The following is a 19,390-nucleotide window of genomic DNA, read 5'->3' as shown; positions in this document are numbered from 1 at the left end:
TGCTCACCGGAGCGGCGGCCAGTCATCACGGTCATACCCACACAAGCTGCAATGGACCACCGGACTTTTCCGTTCCAGTGTTTCCACGGCCACGGCCACGGTGCCGGGGCCTTCCGAGGTGTCTGAAACTCCGGGCATGCTTGTCCCCGCTCCTGGTCGCTGACAGCACACCGGCTCGATCATGCGTGCCGCCATGTGCCTCACGTCACACTAGCCGTGCGAAGAACAGCCCAACAGAGGCTTTGGACCATACCCAAACGAACGCGCACAGGACACGGGAGGAAGCAGCACGATAATGACCGGCAGCGCGGGCCGCCGTGGACGTCGGGGCATCCAGCCACGATTGCGTTCGGATCGGCAAAGCCAATGGAAGTTGCCGGCAGCAGCCTTGGATCCGGCATCATCCACCGCACCCGCAACGCCGACTGCGCAACCCGCGGGAACTCTGGACCTTGGTTGAGGACCTCGGCCGGGCGGATGAGACACGGACGCCGGCGCTGGAACTGGGGAACACCCGGGTGAGCCGCGAAGAAGATCTCCTGTCTTCCGATCGTGAGCTCCACGCGGTCCCATCCAACACTTACACGGGGCCACGCGATCACTTCGCGGCTCCCGGTGCCCGGGACTTGCCCTCCCGGGAAAGGCGATGGCTTCTGCTGCGATTTCGACCTCGCTGACAAGATTGAGGTGCGTGATCCGTGTTCGGGACCAAAGGAAGATACCGCCCACGGTCATGGCCCCGGAACGGCATCGGCAGCAATACCGGCGGTGTCCAGCCTGATAACCGGCAACAGAGGGCGTCGGTCAAGGCATCGGTCAAGGCGGCGGGTCCGCCGGCAATCGGTTCATGACAGAGGATCCCTTGGGTGGTCTGCCGGCTGACATTTGGGTCGCGGGTGCGGCGGCAGGTCGTCAGTGCGCTCACATCGCGGAGACAGGACTTCCCGGGGCCCTTATGACAGCACTGTCCGGCGGCGCTTAGCCGACGTGGACCCAGGGCCGTCTGGTCACAACGGGTTCGGCTTCGCGAAGCACCTCACGGGTGACGGGCGCGATTTCGCCCTCACCGAATGCGAGGAAACGCAGGAGATTGGTGACGGGGTTCCCCTCGGTCCAGCGGAAGTAGATGTGCGGCATCAATCCCGTCACATCCCGGATATGCAGCAGCACCGAAGCGATCGTGTTCGGCACCACGGGCCCGTGGACTTCCAGGACATGGTACCCGTGCCGGATCACGCCGCGGACCTCCAAAGCCGTCTCGAAGTCGGAGGAATCGTCCACGATCACTTCCAGGAACAACGCCTGCTGGTCCAGAGGCAGATGGCTAACCTCCATGGCGGAGGTCAGTTTGTCGCGGTAGGCCTCGGGGCTCAGGCGCAGCGGTTCGTGGGCGATGATCGCAATCGGCCCGTCCAGGTTGGAGGACATGAACTCCAGTGCCTGCCGGTCCATGTGGACATGGGTGGCGTGGAGTTCGAAGGAGCGCCGGATGCGTGAGAGCAGGGAAATCATGATGATACCGGCGATAAAGAACGCTGCGATCCGGATGCCTTCGGGGCGTTCGATGATGTTGGCCACCGTGGTGTAGATGAATACGACGGCGATGATCCCGAACCCGATTGTGCGCTTGCGCTGTTTCCGGCGCCGGGCGGAAAGTGCCACGGCCACCGCGGCGGAGGTCATCAGCACCAGGACGCCGGTGGCGTAGGCGCCGCCTTGGGCGTCGACGTCGGCGTCGAAGAGCCAGGTGATCAGGAACCCGATGGCAGTGAATACGAGGACCAGCGGCCGGACGGCGCGGGCCCACCCGGGGGCCATGCCGTAGCGGGGCAGGTACCGGGGCACGAGGTTCAGGAGCCCGGCCATGGCTGAGGCCCCGGCAAACCAGAGGATGGCGATGGTGCTGACGTCGTAGACGGTGCCGAAGCCGGCCCCGAGGTATTCGTGGGCCAGGAATGCCAGGGCGCGGCCGTTGGCCTGTCCGCCGGGCTGGAATTCCCGGGCCGGGATCAGGATCACCGTGGTGAAGCTGGTCGTGATGAGGAAGGCGCTCATGATGACGGCCGCGGTTGTCAGCAACCGCCGGGCACCCTCGATCCTGGCCACCGGCTTCTCTTCGGTGTCACCCGGGCGTCCCTTGATCTGCGGCATCACGGCCACGCCGGTTTCGAAGCCGGACAGGCCCAGGGCCAGCTTCGGGAAGACCAGCAGGGCGATCCCGACCACCATGAACGGGTTTCCGTGCGAGGTTGTCAGGGCGGCCCACCAATTGGCCACGTCAACGGGGTGAGTGAATGATTCGAGGATGGTGGTGATCACGACCACGACGTTCAGGCCCAGGTAGATGCCGACCAAGACGACTGCAACGCCGATGGCTTCTTTGAAACCGCGCAGGAAGACGGCACCGAGCAGGGCCAGCAGGAAGAGGGTGACCGGCACGTTTTGGCCCTGCATCCAGGCCGGAACGAGAGGGTTCTGGATCGCGTGGGCGGTGGCGTCGGCCGCCGAGAGCGTCATGGTGATCATGAAGTCCGTCGCGGCGAACCCCAGCAGGACCAGGACAAAGAGTTTCCCGCCCCAGCGAGGCATCAGCCGCTCCAGCATGGCGATTGAGCCCTCGCCCCTGTGGCTTTCGCCGGCCACCCGGCGGTAGACCGGCAGGGCGCCAACCAGGGTCACAGCCACCAGAACCATGGTCGCCAGCGGCGAGATCACGCCCGCGGCCAAGGCCGCGATGGCCGGTTGATAGCCCAGGGTCGAGAAGTAATCGACGCCGGTCAGGCACATCACTTGCCACCACGGATGCTTTTTCAGGTGCGTATCGCTCACCGCGCCAGGTCCCTGGTGGACCCCCTTGGCGTCCTGGAGGCCGAACAGCAGCCACCTTCTAAGGTTGTCCCCGGCTCCCGGCCGTGCCGCTGAGGGATCAGCAGGCGGCCTGCTCATCGTGGTCATCTGTGCCTCTCCGCGCGATGCCCGCCATCGTGTTTCACTGCCGACGATAACACCGCCTCCGGGCGCTGGTCCCGACCCGGCGCCGTTCTTGATGGATCCTTAACGCCGGCGGCGCGGCCGCCATGAGGGTGTTTGCTGGGGAACGGATTCAGTCAGACGCGGGCGGGGCCGGAATTTCAACGTAGAGGTTGAATCCTGCGGTTTCCGGCAGGTACCAGTGTCTGCGGTGCCGCAACGGACGGTAGGTGTGCCCGAAGGGGTCCTTCACGCGGATATGTTTCGTCAGGTCCCGGTGTGCGAGCAGGCGGTCGATTTCCTCCAGGTTGGTCGGGTGTGATGCAAGGCCGTTGATCTCAAGAGACCATGAACTCTCGGCCGGCGCTGGCCCGTGTTCCAGGCTGAGAGTTTCGAACAAACCCGACACCACCTCTTCCCTGGTGATGGGAAAGAAGCGCCGGAGCCGGTGACCTTCGGGGTGGGTATTTTGCGCATGCAACCATGCCTGGCGGAGCCAATGGAATTCCACCGGGCCGAGCGACGGCGCAAGGATCAGGTGACGGTTCGGATCAAGGGCCAGGCGGTAGGCGTTGCCGCTGCGGTCGATGACGCACGCCGCTTCCCCGACGTACTCAAATCCCGCCAGGAGATCCTGTTCGGACCGGTGATAGGAAAAGTCCCCGCTGTCATCGACGGCGATGTAATCCCGGGCGTCACCGGTGCGGGCCGGAAGGCCTGGGGTGTCCGGTTGCTGGCGGGGAATGGTGTTCATTGTGGTTGGCTCCTGCCAAGGACCGGACTGCGGCCACGGTAGCCGCAGGGTCCTCTTCCTTCATGAGACCACCCGCCGAGCCTGGGCGGAATGGGCCCCAACGCTTTCCATAAGCAGGAGGGCAGGAAATTTGCGTGATCTTGATGCGCCGGCTCATCCGGACTCACCGCGGCTCGACAGGAGGCGGGGCTTTGGACCGGCCGACCGGCAGCCCTGAGGACCTCAGGGCAGGAAACGGTATCCGATGCCGGTTTCAGTGATCAGGTGGCGCGGGTTCCCGGGTTCCGGTTCGAGTTTCCGCCGGAGCTGGGCCATATACACGCGCAGGTAGTTGGCTTCCTTGCCGTAGGCGGGCCCCCAGACCTTGCTGAGGAGTTGTTGCTGGGTGATGAGTTTCCCGGGATTGCGCACGAAGAGATCCAGGATGCTCCACTCCGTCGGCGTCAGCCGGACGTCCTTGCCGTCGCGCGTCACGCGTCTCATGGCAAGGTCAACGGTGAAGGATGCGGTGGTCACCACCGGGGCTTCTTCGCTGGTATCGACAGTGCGCCGCAGGACGGCCCGGAGCCGGGCGATCAGCTCGTCGAGCCCGAACGGCTTGGTGATGTAGTCGTCGGCGCCGGCGTCCAGGGCTTCAATCTTGTCGTCGGAGCCGTGCCGTGCGGAGAGGACCAGGATGGGCACGCTGCTCCACTCCCGCAGCCGGGTGATGACCGTGGTTCCGTCGATGTCCGGCAGGCCCAGGTCAAGGATGATGGCGCCGACCGGGTGCTGGGCTGCGGAGCGCAGCGCCGATTCGCCGTCGGAGGCGGTGGTCACGGTGTAACCGTGGGCTTGGAGCGTGATCCGCAGCGCCTTGAGGATATGTGGATCGTCATCGACCACCAGGACATGGTTCACCGGGCGCCCTTCTGAGTGGGAAGGGGCAGTGTGTGGCCCCGCTGAAGGAGCACGGATTGCGCTTCCATCGGCGCCTGCCTGGTGTCGTGCTCGTACGCGAGCCCTGTGGACAGCGGAAGCCGGATGACCATGGTCAGGCCTCCGCCCGGAGTCTCTTCCGCGGTGAGGGTTCCTCCCATCGCTTCCGTGAATCCCTTGGCCACGGCGAGCCCGAGGCCAACCCCGGTGGTGGACGGGACGTCGTTGAGCCGCTGGAATGGCTGGAACATCTGGACCACGCTTTCGGCGGGGACTCCTTGGCCGTGGTCGATGATGCGCAGTTCTCCGGCTGGCCTCCCGTCCAGGGTGGATGAACTGTAGCCGCCCGCGGCTCCCACCAGCACAACATCGGAATCCGGAGCGTACTTGAGGGCGTTCTCCACGATGTTGGCGATGACGCGTTCCAGCATCCCGGCGTCGGCGTCGATCTCCGGCATGTTTGCGGGCAGGTCGACGCGCACCCGCCTCGGCGGTATGCCGTGGAGGGCGGCCGGGATGACTTCGTACCAGCGCACCGGGCGGATGAGGGCGTTCACCGAGTCCGAGGTAATGCGGGACATGTCCAGGAGGTTCCCCACCAGGACGTCGAGCCGGTCCGAGCATTCCTCGATGGTTGCCAGCAGTTCCTGTTCCTCCTCGGGTGTGTAATGGACGTTGCTTTGCCGCAGGCCGCCCACGGCCAATTTGATCCCGGCCAGCGGAGTCCGCAAGTCATGGGACACGGCGCGCAGGATGGAGGTGCGCATGGTGTTGCTCTCCGCCAAGCGCATGACTTCACGTCGGCTCGCTGCCAGTTGCCGCCGCTCGAGCTGGGCCGAAAGGTGCGCGCCGAAGGCGCTGAGCAAGCGGCGGTCGCTGGCGGGCAGGATGCGGCCGGAGAGGACCAGCCGGGTTCCGGCGTCGATCTCTTCGGTGTTTTCGCCGCCCTCGGGAGGGAGGTCTGCGGCCTCTCCGGCCTTGGCGACCAGGCGCCAGCTGGTGCCAGTACCCGCGGCCGCAGAACCCGCACCCGTGTCCCCGGTGGCTCTGTAAAGTGCCGCGCCGCGCATCTGGAACACGTCCAGCGCTTGCTTCAAGAGTCCTTCGACGGTGTCCTCCGCGCTCGATGCTCCGCGCGTGAGGTCACCCAAGGTGGCGGCCTCGGCGCGGGCCCGGGCGGCTTCCTTGGAGCGTCTGGCCGAGACGTCCACGACGGCGGCCACCGCGGCTGAAACCCCCACGAAAACCAGCAACGCCAGGATGTTCTCGGGGTCGCTGATGGTCAGGGTTCCGATGGGAGGAGTGGAGAAATAGTTGACCAACAGGCTGCTCCACAAGGCGCCCAGCAGGGCCGGCCACAATCCGCCGACCAAGGCCACTGCCACAGAGCCTGTCAGTTGGACAAGGACGGCCGTCGCGATGTTGTGGGAAGGACTCGCGGCCAGCAGGAGCTGCAAGAGAACCGGAAGAACCACCGCCATCGCAAATCCGACGATCACCCTGGCCCGCCCGAGGTCCCGCTGCCTCGGACGGTCGACGCCCCGGCCACCCAGGGGATGCGAGACCATGTGCACGTCGATGTCGCCGGAGTCACGCACCACCCGGTTGCCGATTCCGCTACCGGTCAGCCGGCCGATGAGGCCCCGGCGTCGGGAAATCCCGACGACGATCTGCGTGGCGTTGACGCTGCGGGCGAAGTCAAGCAAGGCCTTGGCCGGGTCCTCCCCTGCCACCGTGTGGTAGCTGCCGCCCAGATCCTTGACCAGCAGGCGCTGGGCTTCCAACGCCTGCGGAGATTCCGCGGCCACGCCATCGGCTGCGCGGACGTGTACGGCGAGCAGGTCGCCGCCATTGACCCGTTTGAGGATCCGGGCGGCCCGGCGAACGAGGACTTCCCCTTCGGGCCCGCCGGTGAGGCCGATGACGATGCGTTCCCGGGCGGGCCAGCTCGCCTCGATCCCTTGTTCCGAGCGGTACTTCGCGAGTCCTTCGTCCACGCGGTCCGCCAGCCACAGCAGCGCCAGTTCCCGCAAGGCCGTCAGGTTGCCGAGCCGGAAATAGTTGGACAGCGCGGCATCGATCTTGTCCGCCGAATAGATCTTCCCGTCGCCCAGCCGTTGCCGCAGCAGCTCCGGTGAGATGTCCACAAGGTGGATCTGGTCGGCGCGCCGCACGACGTCGTCGGGCACTGTCTCCGCCTGCCGGACCTCCGTGATGGCGGTGACGACATCACCGAGGGAAGCCAGGTGCTGGACGTTGACGGTGGAGAGGACGTTGATGCCGGCGTTGAGAAGTTCCTCGACGTCCTGCCAGCGCTTGGGATTGCGGCTTCCGGGGATATTCGAGTGGGCGTATTCATCGACGACGGCGGTCTGCGGCTTGCGTGCCAGGACCGCGTCGAGGTCCATCTCCTCGAAGCTGGTGTCCCGGTACGCGATGGTGTGCGGCGGGATCACTTCCAATCCGTCCATCAAGGCACGGGTATCGCTGCGCCCGTGATCCAGGGCGAAAGCCACCACCACGTCTTCCCCGCGTCCGCGCAGCCGGTGGGCCTCTGCAAGCATGGCGTAGGTCTTACCGACCCCCGGGGCTGCCCCGAGGAAAATGCGCAGCGTTGCCCGTGCCATGTGGTCATTCTTTCACTTGATGCGCGCGCCGGTCCCTCACGCGTATCCGGGCTTCCCTCATTTGGCCGGCGCCGCTGAGGCGGGCGCCGCTGCGGCTATATCCAGGTTCAGCTCCGTGACGTTCACGGACGGCTGCCCCAGGAAGGCCTCAAGGCCGGTGACCGTGCGCCGGTCCACCATGGCCTGCACCGTCGCAGGACTCAGCCCGTGCGCCTTGGCCACCCTGGGCACCTGAAGGCGTGCATAGGCCACCGAGATCTGCGGATCCAGCCCGGACCCGCTCGCTGTCACTGCGTCGGCGGGGACGTCGGACTCCTTGACCCCCTCTGCGGAGGCGATCGCGGCACGGTTGGCTTTGACGGCGTCGAGCAGTTTGGGATCGTTGGGTCCGAGGTTGCTGGAGGTGGACGCCCCCGGGTCCCACTTGGCGGCCGAGGGGCGGGCATGGAACCACAGGGGACTCTGGGTACCGGCGTCGTTGGCAGAGACCTGCGCTATCAGGGCCGAAGCGGCGGGCTTGCCCGCCGAGTCTTTCACGATGGAACCATTGGCCTGGAACGGCGCAACCGCCTGGCCGATACCGAAAACCGCCAGCGGGTAGATCAATCCAAGGACCACGGTGGCCAGGAGCAGGAACCTCAGGGCCGTTCCTGCTTGCCGAAGATAGCCGGGAAGGGTGTTCATGGTGGGCTCCTAGCCGATGCCGGGGATGAGGGAGATAAGCAGGTCGATGAGTTTGATCCCGATGAAAGGCGCTATGAGACCGCCCAGGCCGTAGATCGCCAGGTTCCGCGCCAAGGCCTGGTTGGCCGAGACGGCACGGTATTTGACGCCGCGCAACGCGAGCGGAACCAGGGCGATGATGATCAGGGCGTTGAAGATCACCGCGGACAGGATGGCCGAGGACGGCGAGGACAGACCCATGATGTTCAAGAGGCCAAGCCCCGGAAATGTGCCAGTGAAAAGCGCCGGAACGATCGCGAAGTACTTCGCGACGTCGTTCGCGACCGAGAACGTGGTCAGCGCGCCGCGGGTGATGAGCAGCTGTTTGCCGATGCCCACGATGTTGATGAGCTTGGTGGGATCCGAGTCCAAATCCACCATGTTGGCGGCTTCCTTGGCAGCCGGGGTACCTGAGTTCATGGCCACGCCGACATCCGCCGCGGCCAGCGCGGGGGCATCGTTGGTGCCATCTCCCGTCATGGCCACCAGCCGGCCTTCGGCCTGCTCTTCCTTGATGACGGCCAGCTTGTCTTCCGGGGTGGCCTCGGCGACGAAGTGATCCACCCCGGCTTCGGCGGCGATCGCCTTGGCCGTGATGGGGTTGTCGCCCGTGATCATCACCGTCCGGATGCCCATCTTCCGCAGTTCGGCGAAGCGGGCGTGCATGCCCGGCTTGACCACATCGGCCAGGTGGATGGTGCCCAGGACATCCGCGCGGCCGTCGCTGCCGACCCGGGCGACCAGCAGCGGGGTCCCGCCCTGGGCGGAGATTTCCTGCACCTTGTGGTCAACCTCGGCAGGCGTGTGGCCGCCGGCGTCTGCGACAAACTTGGCGACGGCGGCTGCGGCGCCCTTGCGGATCTGCCGCCCGTCGAGATCCAGCCCGCTCATGCGCGTGCTGGCGCTGAACTCGACAACGGCGAAGTCTTCCGAGCTCGTCAGGAGCGCAGCCAGGTCCGGGCCGCTGACGCCCTTCTCCGCCGCGAGCTCCACGATCGAGCGTCCCTCCGGCGTCTCGTCGGCCAGGCTGGATAGCCGGGCCGCTTCGATGAGTTCGGTCCGGTCGACGTTGTTGGCGGGGAAGAAGTTGACCGCGCGCCGATTGCCGTAGGTGATGGTGCCGGTCTTGTCGAGCAGGAGCGTGGTGATGTCTCCTGCGGTCTCCACGGCGCGGCCCGAGGTGGCCAGGACGTTGTGCTGCACCAATCGGTCCATGCCGGCGATGCCGATGGCCGGCACGAGCGCCCCGATAGTCGTGGGGATCAGGCAGACCAGCAACGCCACCAGGACAATGGGCGACGGCGTTGCGCCCGCCAAAGAGGCAAACGGGGCCAGGCTCATGGTGACCGCCAAAAACACGATGGTCAGGGAGACAAGGAGGACGTGGAGTGCGATCTCGTTGGGCGTCTTTTGCCGGACGGCGCCTTCCACGAGCTTGATCATCCGGTCAATGAACGTTTCCCCGGCCTCGGCGGTGATGCGGACGGCGATGCGGTCCGAGAGGACCTTGGTGCCCCCGGTCACCGAGGAGCGGTCGCCGCCGGATTCGCGGATGACGGGCGCCGATTCACCAGTGATGGTGGATTCGTCCACGCTCGCCAGGCCCTCGATGATTTCGCCGTCGGAGGGGATGACGTCCCCGGCTTCGCAAATGACGACGTCGTTCTTCCGCAGTTCCGTTCCCGGCACCTCTTTGAGGGTGCCGTCCTCCAGCCGAAGCCTGGCGACAACGCCTTTCCGGCTGGCCCGGAGGCTGTCCGCCTGGGCCTTGCCCCGGCCCTCGGCGATGGCCTCCGACAAGGTCCCGAAGAGCACCGTCAGCCAAAGCCAGACTGTCACCGCGATGCCGAACACGGCCGGTTTGAAGATGCAGATGGCCGTGCAAAGAGCCGCACCGACCAGCACGGTGAACATCACCGGAGAATGGATCATCTGGCGCGGGGCCAGCTTCCGCACTGCAACGGGGAGGGCGGTCCGGATGCTGGCAAGGTCCAGCTTGGCTGGCGCCTTAGTGTGGTGTTTGTGCTCCCCCGGTGTACCGAGGGGGTTGCCGTCCGCGTAAGTTTGTGCGGCCGTGTCCGTCTGTGACGGGGTCATTTGAGGAGTCCTTCTGCGAGGGGGCCCAGAGCGAGGGCCGGGAAGTAGCTCAGGGCCGTCATGATCACTGTGACGCCAAGCAGCAGGGAGCCGAAGAGCCAGCCGTGGGTCGGGACGGTGCCGGACGACGCCGGGATCTTGGGTTGTTTGGCCAGGGAACCCGCCAAGGCCAGCACGAGGACCATGGGCAAATAGCGGCCCAGCAGCATGTCGATTCCAAGCATCACGGACAGGAAGGGGCCGGAGGTGGTGATCCCGGCGAAGGCCGAGCCGTTGTTGTTGGCTCCGGAGGTGAAGGCATAGAGCACCTCGCTGAACTGGTGCGGTCCGGAGGCAGGTGCGTTGGCCACGGCATCCGGAAGCAGGACGGTGATCCCGGCCAGCGCCAGCACCACGGTAGGTGTCACGAGGATATACATGGCCGCGAGCTTCATTTCCCGGGGCCCGATCTTCTTGCCCAGGAACTCCGGAGTCCGGCCCACCATGAGCCCGGCGATGAACACCGAGACGATCGCGAGGATGAGCATGCCATAGAGGCCGGATCCCGTGCCGCCCGGGGCCACTTCACCTAGCATCATGTTCACCATGGCGACTCCGCCCGCCAGGGGCGGCAGGGAATCGTGGGCGACGTTGACCGCACCGGTGGACGTCAGCGTGGTGGCCGTGGCAAAGATGGAGCTCGTGGCGGGGGCCAGACGTTGTTCAAATCCCTCTCCCAGACCTCCGGCAGCAGCGGTTGCGGTTCCTTGTGCGCCGGCAACGGCCCAGCCCATCAGTGCCGTGGACGTCAGCCAGAGGGTGCCCATGACAGCGACCACCGTGTACCCCTGCCGCTGGTCCCCCACCATCCGGCCGTAGGCGTACGGCAAAGCAAAGGGGATGAGCAGGAGCAGGAAGACTTCGAACAGGCTGATGAAGACGTTCGGATTCTCAAAGGGATGGGCAGAGTTGGCGTTGAAGAAGCCGCCGCCGTTGGTACCGAGTTCCTTGATGGCTTCCTGGGAGGCCACCGGTCCGCCGGGGATCGTCTGGGTGACACCCGCGGCTTGGTTGATGACTTCGGTGGACCAGAAATTCTGGACCACGCCGCCGATGACCATCACGATGGCCACGAGGGTCGCCATCGGGAGCAGCACGCGAAACGAGGTACGGGCCAAGTCCACCCAGAAGTTCCCCAGCCTGTCCGTCCGGGTCCGGGCGATGCCGCGGATCAAGGCGACGACCACCACGATTCCGACGGCGGCAGAGAGGAAGTTCTGCACGGCCAGCAGGCACATCTGCACGAAGATTCCCACGGTGGCTTCGGGGACGTACGTCTGCCAGTTGGTGTTGGTGGCAAAGGAGATGGCCGTGTTCATGGCGATCCACGGATCAACTCCGGGCAGGGAGTTGCTTCCGGGCAGCAGGCCTTGGAGCCGCTGGAGCAGGAACACCACCAGGATGGACACGGCGGAGAAGACCAGGACGCTGCGCAGGTAGATGGACCAGCTCTGTTCGGTATTTGGGTCTACGCCGGACAGCCGGTAGAACAGCCGCTCAACGCGGGTCGATTTCTTTCCCTCGAAGACGCGGGCGAGGTAGACGCCCAGCGGTTTGTGCAGCAGAACGAACAGCAGTAAGAGGATAGCGACTTGCGTGATGAAGGAGGCAGTACTGAACACCATCCGGTATCACCACTTTTCCGGATGGATCAGTACGGCCAACAGGTAGCCGAAGAGACACAGGCCTGCGATGAACAGGACCAACCACATCACCGCGTCCGCGCTCACTGCCCGTTCACCGGCCCGTCGCCGTCGACCATTTTGCCCAGAAGGTGGGCTATCCACATCACGATCCCCATGGACACCACGAAAATCCCCACAACAGCCACGTCGGCCACTGGAACGTCCTTTCATCCGTGCCCCGTTTGCGGGGCTGCTGCCAGTCAACTCCTTTGCGGGCAGGAAAAGGGCCGTCCTAACGGTTTCTTAATGCGGCAGGGTTGAATCTTGACGGCTTCTTAACAGGTGCGACGGGTTCGGTGCCCGGGTAGCTGGAACCGACGCAGGCCAGCCGTTCGGCTGCGCCGATGTCGTTTCCGGGTCATGGACGTTAAGGATTCATCAAGATCGACCCCGCCTGGGGTGAAAGCTTGGTGGCCGGTGTTATCTTCAGCGATGATCGCGGTGTTGTGCGTCGCGCTGAAAGGACACCATGACTACCTTGAGCAGGCCACCGGCGGATCCTTCAGCACCACGACCGGGGGGCATGGCGTCCCTGCGGACGTGGCTGCTTTTCGGGCTGCAGGACTCCAAAGGAATCCACCAAGGCCCGGGCGCGGCGAGCGACGCCCACTTGAAGAAGCATTCCTGGTGGCAGGTCATGTGCCTCACCGGCGTCGACTACTTCTCCAGCCTGGGTTACGCGCCGGCCATTGCGGTACTGGCCGCGGGAGTGATTTCCCCGATCGCCACCTTGGTACTGGTTGGCCTCACTTTGCTTGGCGCCCTTCCGGTCTACCACCGGGTGGCAGGCGAAAGCCACCGCGGTGAGGGATCCATCGCCATGCTGGAGCGCCTGATGCCGCGCTGGACCGGCAAATTCTTCGTCCTGGTGCTGCTGGGCTTCGCCGCGACAGACTTCATGATCACCATGACCCTATCCGCAGCAGATGCCACTGCCCACCTGATCCAGAACCCGATAGCACCCGGCTGGTTGCAAGGCCAAAATGTCGCGGTCACGCTGTTCCTGCTGGCGTTGCTCGCCGCCGTGTTCCTTCGAGGATTCAAGGAAGCGATCGGGGTCGCCGTTACCCTCGTCGTCCTGTATCTGGGCTTGAACGTCGTGCTCGTGGTGGTCACAATGGCTGAAGTCGTTGCCTATCCCGCAGCCGTCACCGACTGGTGGACGGCGCTGTCCACCTCCCACGGAAACCCGCTGATGGTGGTCGGCATTGCCTTGGTGGTTTTCCCCAAACTGGCGCTAGGCATGTCCGGTTTCGAGACCGGCGTCGCTGTCATGCCGCAGATCCGCGGCTCCGAAACAGACACCGAGGAAAACCCCGTCGGACGGATCAAGGGAACCCGCCGGCTCCTGACAACGGCAGCGGTCATCATGAGTGCCTTCCTGATCACTACCAGTTTCATCACCGTTGTGCTGATCCCGGAGCAGGAATTCCAGCCCGGCGGCCAGGCCGACGGCCGCGCCCTGGCGTTCCTGGCGCACCAGTATCTCGGCGTAGGGTTCGGCACCGTCTACGACCTGAGCACCATCGCCATCCTCTGGTTCGCCGGCGCCTCCGCCATGGCCGGGCTGCTGAACCTGGTCCCAAGGTACCTCCCCCGCTACGGCATGGCTCCAGAGTGGGCCCGGGCGGTGCGCCCCCTGGTGCTGGTCTTCACCCTCATCGGGTTCCTGATCACGTTCCTTTTCAACGCCGACGTCGACGCCCAAGGTGGTGCGTACGCAACCGGTGTGTTGGTGCTGATGACCTCGGCAGCCGTGGCGGTGACGCTCTCCGCGCGCCGCTTGAGGCAGCGCAAGCGCACAGTTGGATTCGGCGTCATCGCCATAGTGTTTATCTACACCACGATCGCCAACATGTTCGAGCGTCCCGAAGGCATCCGGATCGCCGCCATTTTCATCGCGGGCATCATCGTGATCTCCCTGCTTTCCAGGATCCGGCGCTCCTTTGAACTGCACGCCACCCACGTCCATTTGGACCGGCAGGCGCTGGAATTCATGTCCACCAATCTGAGCGGTCCGATTGCGCTCATCGCCCATGAACCCCTCCGCCTCACTGCGGAGGCCTACCGGGACAAACTCACCTCGGCCATCGAGGTCAGCCACATTCCGGTCGATTACCAGGCACTCTTCCTCGAAGTGATCGTGGTTGATTCTTCCGACTTCGAAACCGCACTTGAAGTCCGCGGCATCACCCGGCACGGACACAAGATCCTCGAAGTCCACGGCCCGGTGGTCCCCAACACCATTGCCTCCGTGCTGCTGCACATCCGCGACGTGACGGGTCTGATGCCGCATATCTACTTCCGCTGGACCGAAGGCAACCCGGTCATCAATCTCCTGAAGTTCCTGTTCCTGGGCGAGGGCGAGATCGCCCCGGTGACCCGCGAAGTCCTGCGCGAAGCCGAACCCGATATCACCCGGCGTCCTTGGGTCCACGTCGGCTGACCGCGCCGAGGCCCCATCGCCGACGCAACGCCGGTGTCAGGGCCGTTCGGGCGCCTCTCCGTTTGCGACCGCCTCGATCCAATCGATCGCCTCGTCCGGGAAATAGAACCCCGAGTGCCCGCTCCGACCAGCCCACCATGCGTCGGAAGCGATCGGTCCGTCAGCTTCCGTGATCTCGGCGACCACCTCCGCGGGCACCGCATCGCCATTGTTCTCGATCAGCCATTCCCGCGTGGATGGCTTCAGTTTCGGCCACCAGTGCTCGATACTCATGGCCGAATTCTGCCATGTCTGGCATCCTTGCTCGAGCCCTTGGCAAAGCCTGGCATCGCGGGATCGTGGGAAGCGATGAATGGCGATTCCCACGATCCTGTTCGCCATCACGCCAGGTTCAGATAACAAACTTCTACAGGTACGTGGTCACCAGGCTTCCCGACCTCATAGCCGCGGGGCACAATCTCAAAGACAAAGACTGCAGCGAGCGGCATGGTCCAGCGAGACTGTGCTGACTGCAAGGGGTGGAATCAGGCTCATTAAGAGAGTGCTAAATTTCCGCCCTCCGGCATATGGAATCCATTAAGAACCGGGCGGCCGCTGTGTTCGGTGATGTGATGAAAGGGAGGAATCCATGGCCACCCGGGCCGTGGACCGGTCCTCGCAGGAGATGAATTCACCATGAAGCGCATTGCCTTGACCAAGGGAACGGCACCCGATGCCACGGTCCCGGGCACGCGTCCGAAAGACTATGTCGTGGTCGATGACATCGGTGATTTCACGTACTACCCGTCAGAGTCCGCCATGCTCGAGGACCTGGAGTACGTCGACGAAGCAGCCTGCGTCCTCGACCGGGCCGGCAACGACTGCCGCCTGACCCTGGATAAGGACAGGAACCTGTGCCTTGGCCCCGTGTTCGGGCCGGTGGAATTCAGCTGGCTCCGCCAGGCCTGGATGAACAACCGGCACCGGAACATACAGGCCCATCCCCTGCAGCGCTTCTACCCGGCAAGCCGGGATGCCCTTGTGGCCGAATTGTTTGAAACCCTTTCCCTCGAACGCGCCAGCAAGGCCAACGGGACACCGTGGGTCCTGGACGTGGGCGGGGAAGAAACGCACCCGGCCACGCTCAGGGACGTCGACGGTCTCCTCGCAGGGCTGGATCACCTCGAACGGGCCACCGTTCGTGACCCCTTCGGACATGAATACCGGCCAGTCCGCCACACCACCCGGTTCCTCGCCCCCGGCGCTGGCTCGATCTACTACGTCGAGATCGACCCCCGTCGACGGCACCTCCAGACCTCAGGCATACAAAACTGACACCCGCTTTTCTGCGGGCCCTCTCCCTTCCCACCGGACAGGAGAGGGCCTGCAGATCATTCCGGCCGGAAATAGTTGACACGATCATCGGATGGCCGGTGAACCCGTTCCCCATGATCTGGACCTTGGATGGGCCTCATCTTCGCGGGAATTATTGGCGCTCCCCAGATCATCATTTGGTCCCGATTCCTGTTCGGCCCTGCTCGGCCGGCATCAGGACAGGACAAGCGGAACCAATAGACAAGCCGGACTGGTTGCTATGTCCACGTATCGTCATGGAGTCCTCGGAGGATCGGGCCAAGCATGTCGACAACTTCACGCTCCGGGCAAGAGCCTGCACGGCGGGTACTACCTGGGCAGCCCTGGCTCATACCGTCACTGACGATCGTTTCGGCCCTGGTTGCTGTGATCGAACTTGTGATTGCCGCCTCATCCGCCAACGTGGGGGCTCTGGTGTCCGGCTTGGTGTTTCTCCCCCTGACCGGGCTAGGTTCCTGGATGTGGCGCCAGCAAAGACTCGATGCGCATGCCCGTGACATCATCGAATAGCCGCCGCGTGGCACCGCCCAAGGTCGACGTCGTCCGCATGGCTGCCCACGGTCCCTGACGAAATGCCCACCGGTGCTGTGGCCATCTTGCTGGCGTCAAGCCGTGTGTTGCCGATGTTGTGCTCGTTGGTCATCGATCTGTGCTGTCGCGGATGCTGGGGTCGCTGCGCACGGTGACGACACCGGGAATCTGGATCAGAACAGCGGTCAGGTCTGCCAGTTTCGCCCGTCCGCGTACTTCCATCAAGACGCACACGTCAGACTCTCCAGTGGTGGCCGGCGTCACTTTGAGGGCTTCGACGGTGCAACCGCTGCGGGTCAGCTCGGCCATCGCCTGACGAAGAACCCCGGTGCCCTGCCTGTACGTCAACGAGACCTCTCCGAAAATGTCCTGACTGCGCCGCATCCGGGCGGTGATGGGCGTGAACACGAGCGTGATGAGAAAAGCGCCGACCGTGCTTGCGATGGCGAGTGCGTAGAGTCCGGCCCCGGCGGCCATGCCGATTCCGGCTACCACCCAGATGCTCACGGCCGTGATGATGCCCCGGGCGCTTTCCCGGCGCACGAAAATGATGCCGCCCCCGAGAAACCCGATGCCGGTGATGATCTGTCCGGCCAGCTGGCCCGGGTTGTTCACCACCCGGCCGGGTTCAAGGATGTCGTCGAACCCATATTTGCTGATCAGCATGAAGACAGCCGCGCCCATTCCCACGAATGCGTGGGTGCGCAACCCTGCGACTTTGTGGCGCAGTTCTCTTTCGAGGCCGATCAATGAGGAAAGCACGAAAGCCACGGCAAGTGGAAGAAGCTGCGCGCCCAGGTCAGTCATGTCTCTCCGATATCGGTGCGTCCCTGGCGGGGAACGGTTCGCCGTTCACGACCAATCCGGCCCCCTTCAGGGGACCACACGACGATTAGACACCGGAAAAACCTTTCCGGAGCGCCTCTTAACACAATCCCTACGCCGGGGGCCCGGATATTAACGGAATCCTAACGGGCGCGGTCGAAGCCACCGACCATCCCGCTCTCGCTCGCTCCCCCGGGCTGCATCAACGGCCGGCGAGGGTGTGCAGGCTCGGCCGGACGGTGGTGATGCGGTCGCCGGACGCGCCGGCTCAACAGGTACCTGATAAGCGTTGGCTCCCCGATGTTAAGAGACTGCTAAATTTCCGCCTGCCAGCATATGGAAACCATTAAGACCGACGGCGGGCAGTCCGTTCGGTGATCTCATAAAATTCGGTGATCTCATAAAAAAGGAATCCATGGCCATCCGGGCACTGGACCGGTCCTCCGCAGGAGCTGACGCCATGAAACGCACTGAAACCACCGCACGGACAGTACCCGATGCCACGGTTCCGAACGGCTATGTAGTAGTCGATGAGAACGGTAATTTCTCGTACTACCCGTCACGGTCGGCCATGCTCGAAGACCTGGAGTACGTTGACGAAGCAGCCTGCATTCTCGACCGGGCCGGCAACGACTACGGCCTGACCATGGACAATGACAGGAACCTTCGCCTGGGCCCTTCATTGGGCACGGTGGAATTCAACTGGCTCCGCCAGGCCTGGACGAACAACCAGCATCGGAACATGCAGACCCATCCCTTGCAGCGGTTCTACCCGACAACACTGGAAGCCCTCCTGGGCGGATTGTTTGAAACCCTTTCCCTCGAACACGCCAGGGTCACGGACGCACCTTGGGTTCTGGACGTGGACGGCGAAGTAACCCACCCGGCGACACTCAAGGACGTCGATGGCCTCCTCGCCGGACTGGACCACCTCGAACGGGCCACGGTCCATGACCCCTTCGGACACAACTACCAGCCAATCCGACACGCTGGACACCGCTTCTTCTTTCCCGCCGCAGGATCCATCTACTACGTCGAAATTCCCGGCCGATTCAAGCGAAGCGGCCTACACGCCTGACCCGCCGCCGGTCACTTCCGGCACCTTTGGGATCAGGGTCGGTGGCCCGGTCAATCAGTACCGACGGGAATTCAGGAACTCAGGATTCACCTGATTGCCGCATCCCGAGGCACGTGCACATCCACACCCCGCGACCAGGGACTGGATCCACAAAGGCGCGCCCCTGTGCCTGATCGGTGACTCTGGCACCGGCAAGTCCCACCTCCTGATCGACAACTGGTTCTAGTTGCAACTTTGATGCGTCTAATGCAACACTCGGCAGATGCCGGATGGACGTGATTCTTAGCTTCGCCAAGGTAAGCCCAACTCACCCGACGTCACCTGGACATCCCGGTCAGCCGAACAATCTATCGAGCACCAGGAGTCAACTGGCTCTTCGAAGGCCTCATGCCGACCACCCACATCACCGAATCGCACCTCTGCCTTCTCCTGTTGACCGCGGGAATCAAACCCCGCTCGACCAAAGAAGCCGCAGTGCGACACCAGCTCACGACCGCGCTTCCCGCGCGAAGAGTCGCCGATACAATCGGCATCGCCGTCGACACCGCTACCATGTGGTCCCAGCTTTCCGGCGGAGTCTGGAAGGACTGCCCCAACCTTCGATAGCGCAGTAATCGATTAGATCCCCTCCGAATATGTGCTTACCCCCGACAACATGAATCAGCTGGGCCTCGAGTTCGGTGCGCAGCTGCGCGCCGGGATCCGAGAGCCTGCGCCGAATCTGGACGTGCGCCCGACGACGCAGGTTCCCTTTCTGCAGGGCCGGCTGGGTGACGACGGCATTGTGCGCCGGGAGCTGTCCGTTGGCCGCTGCCCGCTGGGGCATGATCCCCACCTTCGCCAAGGCATTTGAATCCAAGTTCGCTACCTTCAATGCCCGCAGCGAGGACGTTGTCGACAAACCGACATTCAGGAACTCTGTTCCGCGGTGGCGGGCCGCTGTCCCGGCCGCCAGCTACGCGGAGTGGAAGAAGTCCGGGCCAAAGAGGACGGACCCTAAGCAGCGCTACGAGATCGCGCCGGAGGACGGCGCCACCATCGCGTTCGCCGGCCTGTACGCGCCCTGGCGCAACACCGCAGTGGAGGACGAGCGCACCCGGACGCCTAGCTGCTGTCCTGCACGATCCTGACCATGCCCGCTCCCCCGTCGGACTCCGACCATCCCGCCCTCGCCAAGTGTGGGCTTGTGCTGCCACCGCTTATGGGTGGCGCCGCTACGCCTCACAAGGCCTAGTTCACCGCGTAGAGGGTAGTTGAAGGGGGTTATCTGTTCAGGGGTCTGGGTCAGAAAATCCCAGGCGTCGACCAGGGGATTCCTGATCGTGGCTTTCAGATCTGTCCAGC

General features: G+C 64.2%; 18 protein-coding genes and 1 pseudogene. 8 read left to right on the top strand and 11 right to left on the bottom strand.

Annotation, left to right across the window (positions count from 1 at the left end; translation table 11 throughout):
• Nucleotides 1-978: 978 nt before the first annotated feature.
• The 8 genes from A3M3_RS0121785 to A3M3_RS27725 form a co-directional block, all read right to left on the bottom strand.
• Nucleotides 979-2,955: an amino acid transporter gene (locus A3M3_RS0121785; protein ID WP_028268101.1), complete on the bottom strand. Its 1,977-nt coding sequence runs from the start codon at nucleotides 2,953-2,955 to the stop codon at nucleotides 979-981.
• Between the two features lie 148 nt (nucleotides 2,956-3,103).
• On the bottom strand, nucleotides 3,104-3,724 hold the full coding sequence (locus A3M3_RS0121780; protein WP_028268100.1) for a hypothetical protein: 621 nt from the start codon (nucleotides 3,722-3,724) through the stop codon (nucleotides 3,104-3,106).
• Nucleotides 3,725-3,946: 222 nt separating this feature from the next.
• The gene (locus A3M3_RS28295; RefSeq protein ID WP_028268099.1) at nucleotides 3,947-4,624 is read right to left on the bottom strand and encodes a response regulator; all 678 of its coding nucleotides are present in this window, start codon (nucleotides 4,622-4,624) and stop codon (nucleotides 3,947-3,949) included.
• Nucleotides 4,621-7,269 carry a DUF4118 domain-containing protein gene (locus A3M3_RS26370; RefSeq protein WP_035743697.1) on the bottom strand — a complete coding sequence of 883 codons (2,649 nt, stop codon included), beginning with the start codon at nucleotides 7,267-7,269 and terminating at the stop codon, nucleotides 4,621-4,623. Before A3M3_RS26370 ends, A3M3_RS28295 begins: the two co-directional genes overlap by 4 nt.
• A 57-nt stretch (nucleotides 7,270-7,326) precedes the next feature.
• Nucleotides 7,327-7,953, bottom strand: a complete 627-nt coding sequence (gene kdpC / locus A3M3_RS0121765; RefSeq protein ID WP_028268098.1) for a K(+)-transporting ATPase subunit C — start codon at nucleotides 7,951-7,953, stop codon at nucleotides 7,327-7,329.
• Between the two features lie 9 nt (nucleotides 7,954-7,962).
• The gene (gene kdpB, locus A3M3_RS0121760; RefSeq protein ID WP_028268097.1) at nucleotides 7,963-10,089 is read right to left on the bottom strand and encodes a potassium-transporting ATPase subunit KdpB; all 2,127 of its coding nucleotides are present in this window, start codon (nucleotides 10,087-10,089) and stop codon (nucleotides 7,963-7,965) included.
• Nucleotides 10,086-11,753: a potassium-transporting ATPase subunit KdpA gene (kdpA, locus tag A3M3_RS0121755; RefSeq protein ID WP_035743695.1), complete on the bottom strand. Its 1,668-nt coding sequence runs from the start codon at nucleotides 11,751-11,753 to the stop codon at nucleotides 10,086-10,088. Before kdpA ends, kdpB begins: the two co-directional genes overlap by 4 nt.
• A 6-nt stretch (nucleotides 11,754-11,759) precedes the next feature.
• Complete coding sequence (locus A3M3_RS27725) at nucleotides 11,760-11,840, bottom strand: potassium-transporting ATPase subunit F (RefSeq protein WP_231497388.1); 81 nt, start codon at nucleotides 11,838-11,840, stop codon at nucleotides 11,760-11,762.
• A gap of 442 nt (nucleotides 11,841-12,282) precedes the next feature.
• Here A3M3_RS27725 and A3M3_RS0121740 point away from each other — a divergent pair, with 442 nt between their 5' ends.
• On the top strand, nucleotides 12,283-14,259 hold the full coding sequence (locus A3M3_RS0121740; RefSeq protein ID WP_028268095.1) for a hypothetical protein: 1,977 nt from the start codon (nucleotides 12,283-12,285) through the stop codon (nucleotides 14,257-14,259).
• A 36-nt stretch (nucleotides 14,260-14,295) separates the two neighbouring features.
• On the opposite strand, the gene A3M3_RS0121735 is transcribed toward A3M3_RS0121740, so the two are convergent.
• Nucleotides 14,296-14,532 carry a hypothetical protein gene (locus A3M3_RS0121735; protein WP_028268094.1) on the bottom strand — a complete coding sequence of 79 codons (237 nt, stop codon included), beginning with the start codon at nucleotides 14,530-14,532 and terminating at the stop codon, nucleotides 14,296-14,298.
• A 402-nt stretch (nucleotides 14,533-14,934) separates the two neighbouring features.
• On the opposite strand from A3M3_RS0121735, the gene A3M3_RS0121730 reads away from it, so the two are divergent.
• Nucleotides 14,935-15,573, top strand: a complete 639-nt coding sequence (locus A3M3_RS0121730) for a hypothetical protein (RefSeq protein WP_028268093.1) — start codon at nucleotides 14,935-14,937, stop codon at nucleotides 15,571-15,573.
• A 303-nt stretch (nucleotides 15,574-15,876) separates the two neighbouring features.
• Entirely contained in the window at nucleotides 15,877-16,122 is a 246-nt protein-coding gene (locus A3M3_RS0121720; protein ID WP_028268092.1) for a hypothetical protein, read from the top strand.
• On the opposite strand, the gene A3M3_RS28290 is transcribed toward A3M3_RS0121720, so the two are convergent.
• Both A3M3_RS28290 and A3M3_RS0121710 read right to left on the bottom strand, forming a co-directional pair.
• Nucleotides 16,112-16,255, bottom strand: coding sequence for a hypothetical protein (locus A3M3_RS28290; protein ID WP_155854505.1), 144 nt, complete (start codon nucleotides 16,253-16,255; stop codon nucleotides 16,112-16,114). The genes A3M3_RS0121720 and A3M3_RS28290 overlap by 11 nt on opposite strands.
• Nucleotides 16,252-16,950, bottom strand: a complete 699-nt coding sequence (locus tag A3M3_RS0121710; RefSeq protein ID WP_028268091.1) for an MgtC/SapB family protein — start codon at nucleotides 16,948-16,950, stop codon at nucleotides 16,252-16,254. The genes A3M3_RS28290 and A3M3_RS0121710 overlap by 4 nt, the downstream gene beginning before the upstream one ends.
• A gap of 478 nt (nucleotides 16,951-17,428) precedes the next feature.
• On the opposite strand from A3M3_RS0121710, the gene A3M3_RS0121705 reads away from it, so the two are divergent.
• The 5 genes and pseudogenes from A3M3_RS0121705 to A3M3_RS26365 all read left to right on the top strand — a co-directional run bounded on the left by A3M3_RS0121705 (nucleotide 17,429) and on the right by A3M3_RS26365 (nucleotide 19,176).
• Entirely contained in the window at nucleotides 17,429-18,046 is a 618-nt protein-coding gene (locus A3M3_RS0121705) for a hypothetical protein (protein WP_155854504.1), read from the top strand.
• A gap of 130 nt (nucleotides 18,047-18,176) precedes the next feature.
• A pseudogene (locus tag A3M3_RS28285) lies at nucleotides 18,177-18,257 on the top strand (IS21-like element helper ATPase IstB); the annotation flags it as partial.
• A gap of 176 nt (nucleotides 18,258-18,433) precedes the next feature.
• The gene (locus A3M3_RS29110) at nucleotides 18,434-18,652 is read left to right on the top strand and encodes a hypothetical protein (RefSeq protein ID WP_028268089.1); all 219 of its coding nucleotides are present in this window, start codon (nucleotides 18,434-18,436) and stop codon (nucleotides 18,650-18,652) included.
• A gap of 49 nt (nucleotides 18,653-18,701) precedes the next feature.
• On the top strand, nucleotides 18,702-18,899 hold the full coding sequence (locus A3M3_RS29105; protein ID WP_231497397.1) for a hypothetical protein: 198 nt from the start codon (nucleotides 18,702-18,704) through the stop codon (nucleotides 18,897-18,899).
• Entirely contained in the window at nucleotides 18,871-19,176 is a 306-nt protein-coding gene (locus A3M3_RS26365) for an SOS response-associated peptidase family protein (protein WP_155854502.1), read from the top strand. The genes A3M3_RS29105 and A3M3_RS26365 overlap by 29 nt, the downstream gene beginning before the upstream one ends.
• Nucleotides 19,177-19,390 lie beyond the last annotated feature (214 nt).

The sequence above is a fragment of the Arthrobacter sp. MA-N2 genome, from assembly GCF_000517125.1.
Classification (GTDB): Bacteria; Actinomycetota; Actinomycetes; order Actinomycetales; family Micrococcaceae; genus Arthrobacter; species Arthrobacter methylotrophus.
The sequence above is the reverse complement of the archived record's forward strand: the minus strand, read 5'-3'. Positions and strand labels throughout refer to the sequence as shown.

Excerpts from the sequence above, each read along its gene's own strand:
- A3M3_RS0121785 (WP_028268101.1), bottom strand. The coding sequence starts at position 2,955 with ATGACCACGATGAGCAGGCCGCCTGCTGATCCCTCAGCGGCACGGCCG.
- A3M3_RS0121780 (WP_028268100.1), bottom strand. The coding sequence starts at position 3,724 with ATGAACACCATTCCCCGCCAGCAACCGGACACCCCAGGCCTTCCGGCC.
- A3M3_RS26370 (WP_035743697.1), bottom strand. The coding sequence starts at position 7,269 with ATGGCACGGGCAACGCTGCGCATTTTCCTCGGGGCAGCCCCGGGGGTC.
- kdpC (WP_028268098.1), bottom strand. The coding sequence starts at position 7,953 with ATGAACACCCTTCCCGGCTATCTTCGGCAAGCAGGAACGGCCCTGAGG.
- kdpB (WP_028268097.1), bottom strand. The coding sequence starts at position 10,089 with ATGACCCCGTCACAGACGGACACGGCCGCACAAACTTACGCGGACGGC.
- kdpA (WP_035743695.1), bottom strand. The coding sequence starts at position 11,753 with ATGGTGTTCAGTACTGCCTCCTTCATCACGCAAGTCGCTATCCTCTTA.
- A3M3_RS27725 (WP_231497388.1), bottom strand. The coding sequence starts at position 11,840 with ATGTGGTTGGTCCTGTTCATCGCAGGCCTGTGTCTCTTCGGCTACCTG.
- A3M3_RS0121740 (WP_028268095.1), top strand. The coding sequence starts at position 12,283 with ATGACTACCTTGAGCAGGCCACCGGCGGATCCTTCAGCACCACGACCG.
- A3M3_RS0121735 (WP_028268094.1), bottom strand. The coding sequence starts at position 14,532 with ATGAGTATCGAGCACTGGTGGCCGAAACTGAAGCCATCCACGCGGGAA.
- A3M3_RS0121730 (WP_028268093.1), top strand. The coding sequence starts at position 14,935 with ATGAAGCGCATTGCCTTGACCAAGGGAACGGCACCCGATGCCACGGTC.
- A3M3_RS0121720 (WP_028268092.1), top strand. The coding sequence starts at position 15,877 with ATGTCGACAACTTCACGCTCCGGGCAAGAGCCTGCACGGCGGGTACTA.
- A3M3_RS28290 (WP_155854505.1), bottom strand. The coding sequence starts at position 16,255 with ATGACCAACGAGCACAACATCGGCAACACACGGCTTGACGCCAGCAAG.
- A3M3_RS0121710 (WP_028268091.1), bottom strand. The coding sequence starts at position 16,950 with ATGACTGACCTGGGCGCGCAGCTTCTTCCACTTGCCGTGGCTTTCGTG.
- A3M3_RS0121705 (WP_155854504.1), top strand. The coding sequence starts at position 17,429 with ATGAAACGCACTGAAACCACCGCACGGACAGTACCCGATGCCACGGTT.
- A3M3_RS29110 (WP_028268089.1), top strand. The coding sequence starts at position 18,434 with ATGCCGACCACCCACATCACCGAATCGCACCTCTGCCTTCTCCTGTTG.
- A3M3_RS29105 (WP_231497397.1), top strand. The coding sequence starts at position 18,702 with ATGAATCAGCTGGGCCTCGAGTTCGGTGCGCAGCTGCGCGCCGGGATC.
- A3M3_RS26365 (WP_155854502.1), top strand. The coding sequence starts at position 18,871 with ATGATCCCCACCTTCGCCAAGGCATTTGAATCCAAGTTCGCTACCTTC.